Source organism: Methyloversatilis sp. XJ19-13, assembly GCF_024580155.1.
Classification (GTDB): domain Bacteria; phylum Pseudomonadota; class Gammaproteobacteria; order Burkholderiales; family Rhodocyclaceae; genus Methyloversatilis.
Genome location: NZ_JANINH010000005.1, coordinates 1 through 13,624 on the forward strand (window position 1 = coordinate 1; position 13,624 = coordinate 13,624).

At 63.3% G+C, this 13,624-nt stretch carries 8 protein-coding genes and 1 CRISPR repeat array; of the genes, 4 read left to right on the forward strand and 4 right to left on the reverse strand.

Annotated features, from left to right (window positions below):
* Positions 1 to 118: 118 nt before the first annotated feature.
* Positions 119 to 3,868: direct repeats of the CRISPR family, unit length 28 nt; unit sequence CTTCACTGCCGGACAGGCAGCTCAGAAA.
* Positions 3,869 to 4,072: 204 nt separating this feature from the next.
* On the reverse strand, positions 4,073 to 4,249 hold the full coding sequence (locus NMQ14_RS08100) for a PhoX family protein (RefSeq protein ID WP_257095065.1): 177 nt from the start codon (positions 4,247 to 4,249) through the stop codon (positions 4,073 to 4,075).
* Between the two features lie 352 nt (positions 4,250 to 4,601).
* Here NMQ14_RS08100 and NMQ14_RS08105 point away from each other — a divergent pair, with 352 nt between their 5' ends.
* Complete coding sequence (locus NMQ14_RS08105; protein WP_257095067.1) at positions 4,602 to 5,315, forward strand: PEP-CTERM sorting domain-containing protein; 714 nt, start codon at positions 4,602 to 4,604, stop codon at positions 5,313 to 5,315.
* Positions 5,316 to 5,369: 54 nt separating this feature from the next.
* Complete coding sequence (locus NMQ14_RS08110; RefSeq protein ID WP_257095069.1) at positions 5,370 to 6,029, forward strand: PEP-CTERM sorting domain-containing protein; 660 nt, start codon at positions 5,370 to 5,372, stop codon at positions 6,027 to 6,029.
* A 276-nt stretch (positions 6,030 to 6,305) separates the two neighbouring features.
* Here NMQ14_RS08110 and NMQ14_RS08115 read toward each other — a convergent pair whose 3' ends face one another.
* From NMQ14_RS08115 to argJ, 3 genes are all read right to left on the reverse strand, one after another.
* Positions 6,306 to 7,952 (reverse strand): NAD(P)/FAD-dependent oxidoreductase, encoded by a 1,647-nt coding sequence (locus NMQ14_RS08115; protein ID WP_257095071.1) that lies wholly within the window; start codon positions 7,950 to 7,952, stop codon positions 6,306 to 6,308.
* A 360-nt stretch (positions 7,953 to 8,312) separates the two neighbouring features.
* A complete protein-coding gene (locus tag NMQ14_RS08120; RefSeq protein WP_257095073.1) occupies positions 8,313 to 9,032 on the reverse strand; it encodes a UPF0149 family protein in 720 nt (239 codons plus the stop codon).
* 29 nt (positions 9,033 to 9,061) lie between these two features.
* Complete coding sequence (gene argJ, locus NMQ14_RS08125) at positions 9,062 to 10,303, reverse strand: bifunctional glutamate N-acetyltransferase/amino-acid acetyltransferase ArgJ (protein WP_257095074.1); 1,242 nt, start codon at positions 10,301 to 10,303, stop codon at positions 9,062 to 9,064.
* A 335-nt stretch (positions 10,304 to 10,638) separates the two neighbouring features.
* Here argJ and NMQ14_RS08130 point away from each other — a divergent pair, with 335 nt between their 5' ends.
* Positions 10,639 to 11,988, forward strand: coding sequence for an esterase-like activity of phytase family protein (locus NMQ14_RS08130; protein WP_257095075.1), 1,350 nt, complete (start codon positions 10,639 to 10,641; stop codon positions 11,986 to 11,988).
* A 328-nt stretch (positions 11,989 to 12,316) separates the two neighbouring features.
* Entirely contained in the window at positions 12,317 to 13,570 is a 1,254-nt protein-coding gene (locus NMQ14_RS08135; RefSeq protein ID WP_257095076.1) for an esterase-like activity of phytase family protein, read from the forward strand.
* The last annotated feature ends 54 nt before the right edge of the window (positions 13,571 to 13,624 follow it).

Here is a 13,624-nt window from a genome sequence, read left to right on the forward strand (position 1 = left end):
TGCAGAGGCAGAGGCGAACTACTATCGGCAACTTATCCGTCAGCCTTCCGCGGTGGAGGTCTGACTTAACCCAGCGGGCCTCCGCAAAACCCGGGGCGATTCACTGGCACGGGTTCGTCTTCACTGCCGGACAGGCAGCTCAGAAAGCCAGCGCGGCATTGACGGCGGTGGAGAGGGTCTTCACTGCCGGACAGGCAGCTCAGAAATTGTCGCCCGGGTATTCGGCGAGCTGGTCCTCCTTCACTGCCGGACAGGCAGCTCAGAAAATCCAAAGCGATCTGTGGGCGCTGCTCGGCGGCTTCACTGCCGGACAGGCAGCTCAGAAACTGCCGCACCAGCAGGTCGAGGATGTTGCGCAGCTTCACTGCCGGACAGGCAGCTCAGAAACTCCGCAGCAATGCTTCATGCGATTTCGAGGTCTTCACTGCCGGACAGGCAGCTCAGAAAGTGTCGATGACGTCGGGCAGCACGAGCGACAGCTTCACTGCCGGACAGGCAGCTCAGAAAACCTGCGCGCATAGGGCTCACGCTCAAGCGTGCTTCACTGCCGGACAGGCAGCTCAGAAAAGCCCTCGACAGCGCGTGGCCATTTGCTCGTGCTTCACTGCCGGACAGGCAGCTCAGAAACTGCTGATCAATGCGATGAGCGAGGCCGCCTGCTTCACTGCCGGACAGGCAGCTCAGAAATCGACGGCATCGACCACGCCGGTGTCGTCGCGCTTCACTGCCGGACAGGCAGCTCAGAAATTCCATGCCCTGGCACAGCGTCTTGACGTGCGCTTCACTGCCGGACAGGCAGCTCAGAAACTACAGCCCGGGCAGCTTCACCGAGGCGGCGTCTTCACTGCCGGACAGGCAGCTCAGAAAAAGATCGTGTTGGAGCGCGGCCGGCAGGGCATCTTCACTGCCGGACAGGCAGCTCAGAAAGACATCGTGACGGGGTCTGCGCCGCCTTGAAACTTCACTGCCGGACAGGCAGCTCAGAAATGCAGCTGCACCAGCGTGTTGAAGATCTCGCTCTTCACTGCCGGACAGGCAGCTCAGAAAGAAGCGGCGGCGCGCTTGTTCCGTAACCACGCGCTTCACTGCCGGACAGGCAGCTCAGAAAATCGACTCAAGGCGGCCTATCGGCGCGAACGGCTTCACTGCCGGACAGGCAGCTCAGAAATGATCGTGCAGCGGCTGCTGCCGATCTGGCACCTTCACTGCCGGACAGGCAGCTCAGAAATTGAGCGCTGACCAGATTAGTCGCATGACAAACTTCACTGCCGGACAGGCAGCTCAGAAAGCAGGGCAGAGTCGGCGGTGGTGACTGCGGTCCTTCACTGCCGGACAGGCAGCTCAGAAAACATCTCGAATTCATCGCGGCGCACGGTATCCCTTCACTGCCGGACAGGCAGCTCAGAAACTAAAGAAACGTCAAAGGTGGAGCCCGGTCATCTTCACTGCCGGACAGGCAGCTCAGAAAAGATATCGGAGTCTGAAGCGCAAGCGAATAGACTTCACTGCCGGACAGGCAGCTCAGAAAAATCTGCCGCACATACTCTTGCTGGTCCCACGCTTCACTGCCGGACAGGCAGCTCAGAAAATTCGGTCGACTCGGTGTCGAGGTCGGTATCGCTTCACTGCCGGACAGGCAGCTCAGAAATGGCTGGGTGATGTGGCTGGCGCTCGGTGCGCCTTCACTGCCGAACAGGCAGCTCAGAAATGAGCGCGTGGGAAGGGCCGGACCTGATCGGCCTTCACTGCCGGACAGGCAGCTCAGAAATACTCGTGGTCGAGCGGTGAAGCCACAGTGATCTTCACTGCCGGACAGGCAGCTCAGAAAGCCTTCGATCAGATCGGCCTCGGTGAAGCCTTCTTCACTGCCGGACAGGCAGCTCAGAAAAGGTTACGCACCGAGGCGCTGACCCCGTCGTACTTCACTGCCGGACAGGCAGCTCAGAAACTGGGCCGCGAGCAGATCCAGCTCGCGGGCGTCTTCACTGCCGGACAGGCAGCTCAGAAAGACCAGGTGCGCGAGCAGTGTGCCGACCTACACTTCACTGCCGGACAGGCAGCTCAGAAATGCCGCATCTATGCCGAGTGGACGCACACCGTCTTCACTGCCGGACAGGCAGCTCAGAAATGCAACGGCACCGTCGACACGGGCTCAACGCCCTTCACTGCCGGACAGGCAGCTCAGAAAGATCATGAATAGCGGCGACAGGGCGCATTACTCTTCACTGCCGGACAGGCAGCTCAGAAAATCGAGAGCTGCCCGGGGTTACGCCTGCAGGCCTTCACTGCCGGACAGGCAGCTCAGAAAATCGTGCCGTCGTAGAGAATCACGCCGGAAGACTTCACTGCCGGACAGGCAGCTCAGAAATGGTCGCGACGGCCGCGCAGACGGTGATCCTGCTTCACTGCCGGACAGGCAGCTCAGAAAGACAACCGTGCGGCCGGTGCAGTAAAGATGATCTTCACTGCCGGACAGGCAGCTCAGAAAGTTGCCCACACGCTCCACGATTACCGCGTCGTCTTCACTGCCGGACAGGCAGCTCAGAAATGCCACGGAGCAGTGCCGTTGCACATACTGATCTTCACTGCCGGACAGGCAGCTCAGAAAACTCCGGCATGCGGTACAGCACGTCGTGCGGCCTTCACTGCCGGACAGGCAGCTCAGAAAAACCCTTCTCCTGCGGTGTGAAGGTAACTGATCTTCACTGCCGGACAGGCAGCTCAGAAAAACCGCGCTCCCTGACGCCCGGGGCCGGGCAACTTCACTGCCGGACAGGCAGCTCAGAAATCTCCGCCGCCAGACAGCGCGTGCTTCTCCACCTTCACTGCCGGACAGGCAGCTCAGAAAACCGCGCACGGGCGTTGTGAAAGCATCTGCAGCTTCACTGCCGGACAGGCAGCTCAGAAATTCGGGCTGTGGTTGAGCGTGCGTCCGAAGTCCTTCACTGCCGGACAGGCAGCTCAGAAAAGAAATGGCACACGCCACCCCGGTCATCTGGACTTCACTGCCGGACAGGCAGCTCAGAAAACCGCGCCTCGGGATCAGGGGCAGGAGATTGACTTCACTGCCGGACAGGCAGCTCAGAAACCGGTGATCGCGACCAGCCCGTCACAGTCACCCTTCACTGCCGGACAGGCAGCTCAGAAAAAGCGCCAGCCACATGACCCAGCCGGGCAGCGCTTCACTGCCGGACAGGCAGCTCAGAAAAATAGTCACACGATTGCTGTTCTTTTTTCATTCTTCACTGCCGGACAGGCAGCTCAGAAAGAAGAGCTCGACCGCGTCACGGCAGTGGTCGACTTCACTGCCGGACAGGCAGCTCAGAAAAGTGCCGACATCAACGCGATCGCCGAAGAGATCTTCACTGCCGGACAGGCAGCTCAGAAAACGACGGTCGATTCGGACACGCCCACGCAGGGCTTCACTGCCGGACAGGCAGCTCAGAAAACCAGCGTAACGATGGCCGGAAGAAATTCGAACTTCACTGCCGGACAGGCAGCTCAGAAAAGATCGCAGGCGGCATCCGTGGCCGTGACATGCTTCACTGCCGGACAGGCAGCTCAGAAAAAAGACCTCATCGGCCAGCCCTGGCGTCTCGCCTTCACTGCCGGACAGGCAGCTCAGAAATGCGCGAATCGCGTATCCAGCGCCGTCGTGTACTTCACTGCCGGACAGGCAGCTCAGAAAATGCCGATGTGCAGCGTCTCACCCGGCTTGTGCTTCACTGCCGGACAGGCAGCTCAGAAAGTCGAGCAGGCGGCCGGCGGCTTTCTTGCCGACTTCACTGCCGGACAGGCAGCTCAGAAAAGTTCGCGGACGCCGAACGCACCTACGGTTACCTTCACTGCCGGACAGGCAGCTCAGAAATGAAGAGATCGAGCGGGCAGCGTGTTGATCAGGCCGAAGTCGATGGACAGCATGTCCGGCGTGCTGAAACTCGTGTCTACGGTGTTGCCGTTGGCTTCGACGACGTCGAGTGTGTAGGCTTGGGCGGCCGGGGCAAGTGCGAAGGCGCACAGCGCGGCGGCGAGGGTCTGGCGGATGTTCATGTGATGGCTCCCGGATCGATGCTCAAAGATTGCCCTTGGCCCACGGGCCGGTGATGGCCACGGTGATGCCCGGCGTCTGCATGTTCACGAACAGCACGCGGCCGGTCGGATCGAAGCAGGCGCCGCAGAATTCGAAGCCGCGATAGTCCGCGGCGGCGAACTTGCCTGCGCTCGCGATCTGGTCGGCGGACAGCGTCACGTTGTTCTTGCAGAAGATGCAGGGCTCGCCGGCCGGGTTCAGGCCGAGCGGGTGGTTGCCGCTGCCGCGGGGCGTCGGTCACATCGCCGCCGTCCTCGCACAGCAGCACACCGCCGCGCATGCTGACGGCGACGTTGTCGGGGTTGTTGCCGACAGTCTGGTTGCCACTGACGAAGGTGGCGCGTCGCGCACACCGCCGCCACCGAGGTTGTCGACTTTTCTTACAGCAGATCCAATTTACAGTCGATAACATTCTCAACCATATGAATAAAAAACGTTTTCATTGTTTTTCTTGCATGGGCTCCAAATTTTCTTTCGTGCTCCGGGCCAAACGATTCCGGAGGAACCCATCATGAAAAACGCTTTGCTGCTCATGGTCTTGCTGGCCGGCACCACCGGTTCGGCCCAGGCCGAAAACTACGACTTCCGGACGTTTGTCGAGTCGAGCTGGGATTACGTCACCCCCCAGGCGCCCGGCGCCCTCTGGGCCGCCCATTACGGCGACCAGGATGGCTCCTTGCTGCCGCCGATGTCCGCCGCAACGTACGGTTACCCCTGCGGTACGTGTACGCAAACCGGCCAGCTGGTGAATATCGGCGATGCCGCATTTGGCGGGGCAGCGGGCCTGCCGACTTTCGACGGCGTGTTCCTGCATCCCGGGCCTTCGGATGCCAGCAGCGTCGCCATCGTGTTCACCGTACCCGAAGACATCACGCTGAACGGCGTGACCGTGCACGCGGAAATGGTGATCAACGGCCTGAGCGGCAACGGCGTCGATGTAACGGTCAGTCATACCCGCGGTGGCGTGACGACCTCGGTCGGCAGCTTCGTGGTCAGTGGCGCCGATTACACGCCGCAGGCTTTCAGCTTCGGGTCTGCACCGCTGCAGTTCCTGTCCGGCGACCGCATCACCGTGGATGTCGGCCCCAACGGCAGCTATCTCTACGACCATCTGAACATCAACGTGGTGACCATGGCCGCCGCCGTACCCGAACCCGGAACGTATGCGCTGATGCTGGCCGGTCTGGGTCTGGTCGGCTTTGCCGCACGCCGGCGGTCGAGCTGATCGTCCGGTTTGAGCAGAGAACGTTTTCGACGCTGTCCTTCACCGGAAATATTCATGAAACATGCCCTTTCCCTGATCTCGCTGGCCCTGCTGGCGCCGTTCGCCCAGGTTCACGCCGCGACCGTGGTCGCCGATTTCAACGAAATCCCGATGACCGCCAGCGCGACGACGAGCCTGGGACCGAACGGCTGGGCGGTTGAGCTGATTCCTTGCTGCACCTATGTGGAAGACGGGTTCCAGTTCAACACCGCGTGGTCCCCCACCAAGTACGCCATGCAGATCGGCGCGATTACCGATACCAACCCCTATTACTGGACAGGCTCCCAGGGGCTGTTTCATTCCTATGGTGGCTCCGCGCAGTACACGAACAGTTTCGAGGTCACACGGGTGGAGGGTGGTGTTTTTGACCTGGTCAGCCTGGACGTCGCTGCCTTCAACAATTCCCAGCGCTTCTTCGCGGTCTACGGTTACCAGGCGGGCGGGGGGTTCGTTCAGAAGTCCTTCCCCCTGCTCGACGACTCCTACAACACGCTGGAAACCCTGACATTCGGCGATGACTTCAAGAACCTCACCAGCGTCTCTTTCAGTGCCTACGGCCAGCAGATCGACAACATCACCTTCGGCATCGCCGCCGTGCCCGAACCCGAAGCCTGGGCACTGATGCTGACCGGCCTCACGCTTGTGGGCATTGCGGGCCGCACGCGCAAGGTCTGATCAAGAAACCGCAGCAGGCCAGTGCCACCTGCTGCCGGTGCCTGACTGCGCGCCGGCCCTCTCTGCGCCCGGCGAGCTTTCGAACGAACGCGTACCGACGCCTTGAACCTCAGGCCACGAACCGCCCGCAGGACCGCACGCATGCCTGGAGATGAACGGATTTGCTGACGCAGGATCCGGAATCGCTGTCCGACGCCTGCCGGGTGTGCCGCTCGGCCCGGCTCCACCGCAGCGGTGGAGCCGGGCACGATGGCCTGCGATCAGGCCGATCGTCGTTCAGGCGAACTTGAAGCCGCTGTAGCCGCTGGCTGCGACGTCTGCACACTTCTGACGGTAGGTTCCGACGCCGCCGATGTAGGACAGCAGGCGACGCGGCTTGCCGCTCACGTTGGAGCCCATGTACCAGGAGTCGGTCTTCACCACGAGCGTCTTGTTGGCGATCTCGTCGTGATGGGCAACCCACTGATCCTGACTCTCCCTTGACGCTTCGATGACCTTCAAACCCTTTTCCCGCATGTCGCGGATACAGTCGGATATCCAGCCGACCTGCTGCTGCAGGCAGGTTGTCATGTTGCACAGCGCAGCCGATGGCGCAAGCGGAGCACCGGTCGTGAAGAGGTTCGGGTAGCCATGCACCTGCAGACCCATCGCGGTGCGGATTTCCTGGCCCCACTCTTCCTTCAACGAGCGGCCGTCGCGGCCCCGGATGTCGATTCGGGTCAGCGCGCCGGAGCCGGCATTGAAGCCGGTGGCGAGTACCAGGATGTCGAGTTCGTGCACCGTGCCATCGGCGGTCATCACGCCTTCGGGCACGATGCGCACGATGGGTGATGCCTTGACGTCGACGATTTCGACGTTGGGCTGGTGGAACACCTCCAGATAGTTGCTTTCCAGCGGTACGCGATGCGTGCCGAAGCCGTAGCTGGTCGGAATGAGCTTCGCGCACAGGTCCGGGTCCTTGATGCGCGCGCGCATCTTCTCGCGCACGAATTCGGACACCACGTCATTCACCTTTTCGTCGAAGAACATTTCGGCGAAAGAGGAGAGCCACAGCGCCAGCGAACCGTCCGCCCACAGGCGTTCCAGCACTTCGGTGCGCTGCGCCGGCGTGAGGTCGGCCCAGACGCCGTTGTCGAAGTCGTATTCGAAGCCCGAGAAGGTACCCTGCACGCGGTCACGGATTTCGCTGAATCGCTTGCCCTGCTGCGCCCAGTCCGCCGGGGTGTACTTCGGGTTGCGCATCGGGATGATGTACTGCGGCGTTCGGAGGAACACCTTCATATGCCCGACCTGCGGCGCGATCGTCTGGATGACCTGGATGCCGGTGGCGCCCGTACCCACGACGCCCACGCGCTTGCCGACGAATTCGACCCGTTCCTTCGGCCAGCGTGCCGTGTGGAAAATCTGGCCCTTGAAGCTGTCCTGGCCCTCGAAAATGTTGCTGAGCGGCGCCGACAGCATGCCGGTGCAGCAGATCAGGAAGCGCGCGGTGACCGTGTCGCCGCGATCGGTTTCAACCCGCCACTGCTGTCCCGCTTCGTCATAGTGCGCAGCGGTCACGCGCGTGTCGAAACTGTAGTACTTGCGCAGATCAGTGCGGTCAGCCACGTAATTCAGCCAGCGCTCGGTTTCCGGCTGGGCCGGAAAGCGTTCCGTCGGTTGCCAGTTCTTGAACATGGCCTCGTCGAACCAGTACTGGTAGATCTCCGCTTCCGAATCGAAGCGCGCACCGGGGTAGCGGTTCCAGTACCAGGTGCCGCCCACGCCGGAGCCGGCTTCGATGCCAAGGACCGACATTCCCATCTCGCGCAGGCGATAAACCTGATAGAGCCCCGCCACGCCCGCCCCGATCACGACTGCGTCATACGTCGTTGCGCTACCGGTCGCCCCCGCCGGCTTCGCAGCCACAGATGCTTCGCTCATTTTCTTCCTCCGTTGTCTTGCCTGAATGGATCCACCAGCGTCCCCGTCTCGCAGCAGCACACATGGCATGGCGACCGACGGCAGCACACGGGCGAGACTCTAGGGAAGCGGGGAAACGGAGGCTTGAAAGAACAGGGCGATCTTTTGTACGAACCGGGCGCGTGAAAGCCGTATCCGGCGAGCACGCGACAATCCTGCAGCAGGATGCCGACTGTTCAACCCTGCCTGTGTCAACAGCTAGTGAAGACGCTCTGAAATGATGAAGACTTTCGACATCAACGGCGTCCGGAGCAACCCGGATACCCTGCGGGCTTTGGCGTTACAGCGTGCTCGGAGCGCACCGCGCCAGTCCTGCACACATCAATGCACCGACCGGTCCCCCGCGCCGCAGCACTTCTTGAACTTCTTCCCGCTGCCGCACGGGCAGGCGTCGTTGCGGCCGACCTTGGGCTCGGGGCGGACAAAGGTTGCGCCGGGCGCATCGTCGTCGAAAGCGCCTTCGTAGCCGCTGTCGAGCGGCAGGGTGCGCGCCTGCAGCCAGATTTCATGGATGGCGACCAGCATCGGCTGCACCAGCTTCATCCACACCTCGGTTTCGCCGGCCTCGCGGACCATCGCGCGCCCTTCGTCGGTGCCGAGGCGCATCAGGGGTGCGGCCAGAGCGGGCTCCTCTTCCCAGAGCGCGGCCCATTCCGCGTCGCAGAAGGCGGTGCCGGCCAGGAAGCCTTCACACCATTCCGGGACCCCTCGCCGCTCGGGCTGCCAGAAGATGGGCTGGAAGGCGCCCGGATCGTTGAGGAAGGTGTCTGCGATGCCATTCATGAAACGCATCAACAGCGTGGTGATGCGCGCGGCCTGTCCGGCATCGACGAAGGCGGGTGCCACGACTGCGTCGTAGCGGTCCCATACCCGGGGCAGCCATTCGCCTGGCATGACCATGCGCGGTCCGATGACGAGGGCGGTCAGGAAGCCTTCGAGCATCGGCAGTTCCATCGCCCGGTATTCGAACTGCGGCGACGCGAGAAAATCTTCAAGCGTATCGAGTTCCGATTGCGACAGCGGCTGGGTCAGTGCGTCCATGGCAGCCCGCAATTCCGTGTCATCAGACCCTAGCTGCGGTAGTCCGCGTTGATCTTCACGTAGTCGTAGCTGAAGTCGCAGGTCCAGCAGGTGGCGCGGGCGGTGCCGCGGCCCAGTGCCACGCGGATGGTGATTTTGGCCGGCGCCATGGCCGAGGCGCCCTGTTCTTCGCGGTAGGCGGGGTTGCGGCCGCCGTCTTTCGCGACCAGGAAATCGCCGATCCACAGGCTCACCTTCGAGGTGTCGAGGTCTTCCAGCGGCGGATGGTTCTGCGCGGCGTTGCCGACGGCGGCGAGGATGCGGCCGAGGTTGGGGTCGGACGCGAAAAAGGCGGTTTTCACCAGCGGCGAGTGGGCGATGGCGTAGCCGACCGCCTTGCATTCGGCAACGTCGCGGCCGCCTTCGATATCGATGGTGATGAATTTGGTCGCACCTTCGCCATCGCGCACGATGGCCTGGGCCAGTTCGGCGGCGAGCGAGGTCACGGCATCGGCAAGCGCGGCGCCGGCTTCGCTGTCGAGCGCGGTGATTTCGGCGTTGCCGGCGGTGCCGGACGCGATCAGCATGAAGGAATCATTGGTCGAGGTGTCGCCATCGACCGTGATGCAGTTGAACGAGCGGTCGGCGGCGTGCTTCACCATCGCGTCCAGCGCGGCCTGTGACACGGCGGCGTCGGTGGCCATGAAACCCAGCATGGTGGCCATATTGGGTTTGATCATGCCGGCGCCCTTGCTGATGCCGCTGAGCGTGACGGTGCGGCCGTCTATCTGCACGGTGCGCGACGCCACCTTGGCGACCGTGTCGGTGGTCATGATGGCGTGTGCGGCGGCGTGCCAGTTGCCTTCGTCGAGATCGGCCATGCAGGCAGGCAGGCCGCGCTCGATGCGGTCGACGGGCAGCGGCTCCATGATGACGCCGGTGGAAAACGGCAGCACCTGCTCGGGGGCCAGGCCGAGCACGCGCGCCACGGCGATGCAGGTGGCGTGCGCGGCGACCAGGCCAGGCTCGCCGGTGCCGGCGTTGGCGATGCCGGTATTGATGACGAGCGCGCGGATATCGCTGCGCGACAGGTGGTCGCGGCACACCTGCACCGGCGCAGCGCAGAAGCGATTCACAGTGAACACGCCAGCCACGCGGGCGCCGGGCACCAGCGAAATCAGGCACAGGTCGCGCCGGTTGGCCTTGCGGATGCCGGCCTGGGCGATGCCCAGTCGCACACCGGCAACCGGAAGAATGGATTCGGCGGGCGGCGTCTGGTAGTTCACGGGCATGGCAGGGTCTCGCAGGGAGTAAAGGCGCGAGTTTACATGCAGGTCGGTGCCGGCCGCCGATTCGTGTGGCACACCGCCGCACTGCACGCCCGTCACGGGAATTCACCTTCCTTGTAACCTGCGCGCAATCCTGACCCTGCAGGGATTGCCGGCAGACGGCCCTCCGCCCCCGACCGGCGGTCCGGCCGCCTGCGTGCAAAGCCATTCTGCGTGCGGCCGGCGACGCACCATGATCCGAACGGACCAGTTCGCCTTCACGGCACTGCAAAGCGCCCTCCCCAGCCTTCCGCGTGTTTCCGGTATCGGCCGGACCGACCACACAGGGGAGATGAACCATGAACGCTGATTTCGCACGTCTGAGCCTCGCGCTCGCGTTGACCGCCGCCTTCGCCGCACCGACCGCGCACGCCGCACAGAACACGCTGGCCGGGTGGGCCGTGATGCCGGCCAATACCTTCTCCGACGGCCCGACCTCGGGCCAGTTTGCCGGCGCCGGCGCCGGTGGCAATCCGCTGCCGCTGATCGACATGCAGCCGGTGCAGGGCTTCTCCGGCGTGCTGGCCGGTGCCAACGGCAGTTTCCGCGTCATTTCCGACAACGGCTTCGGCGCGCAGGGCAATTCGGGCGACACCTTGCTGCGCAGCTACGCGGTGAATGTCGACTTCCGCACCGCACAGGGCGGCAGTGGCAGCGTGTCCGCCGCCGACTGGAACTCCGGCGCGTCGCTGCCCGCCTTCAACGCGGCCAGCCGCATCACGCTGAGCGACCCGAAAAACCTGCTGAGCATCAAGATACAGGCCGACTACACGAACTACTACAACAACGCCGCCAACCCGATGGTGGATGCGTCGATCAAGTCCGGCCGCCTGCTGACCGGCGCCGACCTGGACATCGAATCGGTGCGTCAGGACAAGAACGGCAACCTGTGGTTCGGCGACGAATTTGGCCCCTACCTGGTCAAGACCGATGCCAGCGGCGTGGTGCAGCGTCGCGAAATCGCGATGCCCGGCGTATTCGCGCCGCAGAACGAGGCCGTGCTGAATGGTTCGGCGACCAGCAATCTGGGCGGCTCGGGCGGCTTCGAGGGCATGGCCATCAATGCCAGCGGCGACAAGCTCTACACGCTGCTCGAAAAGACGGTTGCCGGCGACCCGGCCAGGAGCCTGCGCATCAACGAATTCAGCATCGACAGCGAAAGCTACACCGGCCTCGACTTCCTGTATCAGCTCGAAGCCCAGGGCACGGCCATCGGCGACATGACGGCCATCGATGACCACCGCTTCCTGGTGATCGAGCGCAACGGCGGCACCGCCACCAGCGGCACGCCGTTCAAGAAGATCTTCATCGCCGACACCACCGGTGTCGCCGACGGCGGCTTCGTCACCAAGACCGAACTGGTCGACCTGATGAACATCGCCGACCCGGACGACCTGAATGGCGACGGCCTCACCACCTTCACTTTCCCCTACGTGACCATCGAGGACGTGCTCATCCTCGACGCCAACACGCTGCTGGTGATCAACGACAACAACTACCCCGGCACCGGCGGTCGCGACCTCGGCTCCGACCACACCGAGTTCCTGAAGATCAGCCTCGCCAACCCGGTACCGGAGCCGGAAACCTACGCAATGCTGCTGGCCGGTCTCGGCCTGATCGGCGCAGCCGCCCGCCGTCGCACGCGCTGAGCGCCACGCGGTCCGCGGGCAATCCGCTCGCGGACTGACGCGGCCCCTTCCGAGGGCCGCGTCCGCCGACAAATGAATACATCGTCGATGGCGAAGCCCGAACGCTCCGCCATTGCCGCGCCGCACAACGCGACACAGGCAGATTTGCATGGTCCGCACATCAAATTGGAATGGCTGAAACCACCTCCTTTCAGGCGAAGGGCTCGATAGTCCATTCGGCGCAGCCACCCTTCACGTGCTTGTCACTGCCTCGGCCTAGCCTGCGCAACATCAAATCCCGTGGGGTCCAGACCTTCGTCCGTCGCCCACAATAATTCAGAGAGATCACATGAAACGCTCACATGACCGTCGTCCGTTCGCGCTTGCCTTTGCTTTGGCTCTGGCGAGCTTCGGCGCGCAGGCGGCAGCACCTTTTGAGTTTTCCTACATCGGTCAGCAGATCGTGCCGACCGGCACGCAGTTCGCGGGCACCACGGTAGGCGGCCTGTCATCGATCGATTACGTGGCCGGCAGCGGCCGCTACATCGCAATCAGCGATGACCGCTCGGCGCTCAACCCGGCGCGCTTCTACGAACTGTCGCTCGACCTGAACGCCTTCACGCGCTCGGCCACGCCGGGCATGGCCGGCGTGGGCTTCACTGCTGTGACCACGCTGCTCGACACGACCGGCCTGCCCTTCGCCACCAATCAGGTAGACCCGGAAGGCATGCGTTACGACGCGACGCGCAACCAGCTTTACTGGAGCAATGAAGGCCAGCGCTCGGGCGCGGGTTTCCAGAACCCCACGGTGCGCAGCGCCGGCCTCGACGGCAGCTACGGTCGTGACTTCGCGGTGCCGGCACGTTACAACCCGTCCGGCAGCAACACGGGCCTCACCCCGGGTGACAGGGGCGTCTACAACAACCTCGCGTTCGAAAACCTCGCGATCTCGACCGACGGCAACACGCTGTACGCCGCCACCGAAAACGCACTCGCGCAGGACAGCCTGCCGGCGACCGCCTTCAACGGTTCGCGCAGCCGCATCGTGTCGTTCGACATCGACAGCGGCGCCGCCGGTGCGGAATACATCTACGACGTGAGCCCGGTGGTGTTCGCGCCGAACCCGGCAAACGGTTTCGCGACCAATGGCCTGACCGACTTCATCGCTGTCGGCGACCGCCAGTTCATCACCATCGAGCGCTCGTTCTCGCTCGGCACGCCGGCAAACGGCATTCCGGCAACCGGCAACACGATCCGGCTGTTCTACGCCGACGCGCGCAACGCGACCGACGTGTCGTCCTTCGATTCGATCGCCGGGCAGACGATCACCGCCGTCAGCAAGACGCTGCTGCTCGACCTGTCGGACCTGAAGAATGACGACGGCTCGACGCTGTCGCTCGACAACATCGAAGGCCTCACCTTCGGACCGGCGCTCAATGGCAAGCAGACGCTGATTCTTGCGTCGGACAACAACTTCGGCGCCACGCAATTCACTCAGTTCATCGCGCTGGAAGTCACTGCCGTACCCGAACCCGAAACGTACGCGATGCTGCTGGCCGGCCTTGGCCTGATCGGCGTCGCGGCACGCCGTCGCTTGAACTGAGTACTGCCCGGTCCGTGGGCAACTCTGCCCATGGACCTGCCCCCGCTCCGCTCG

Excerpts from the sequence above, each read along its gene's own strand:
- NMQ14_RS08120 (WP_257095073.1), bottom strand. The coding sequence starts at position 9,032 with ATGGACGCACTGACCCAGCCGCTGTCGCAATCGGAACTCGATACGCTT.
- NMQ14_RS08115 (WP_257095071.1), bottom strand. The coding sequence starts at position 7,952 with ATGAGCGAAGCATCTGTGGCTGCGAAGCCGGCGGGGGCGACCGGTAGC.
- argJ (WP_257095074.1), bottom strand. The coding sequence starts at position 10,303 with ATGCCCGTGAACTACCAGACGCCGCCCGCCGAATCCATTCTTCCGGTT.
- NMQ14_RS08105 (WP_257095067.1), top strand. The coding sequence starts at position 4,602 with ATGAAAAACGCTTTGCTGCTCATGGTCTTGCTGGCCGGCACCACCGGT.
- NMQ14_RS08130 (WP_257095075.1), top strand. The coding sequence starts at position 10,639 with ATGAACGCTGATTTCGCACGTCTGAGCCTCGCGCTCGCGTTGACCGCC.
- NMQ14_RS08110 (WP_257095069.1), top strand. The coding sequence starts at position 5,370 with ATGAAACATGCCCTTTCCCTGATCTCGCTGGCCCTGCTGGCGCCGTTC.
- NMQ14_RS08135 (WP_257095076.1), top strand. The coding sequence starts at position 12,317 with ATGAAACGCTCACATGACCGTCGTCCGTTCGCGCTTGCCTTTGCTTTG.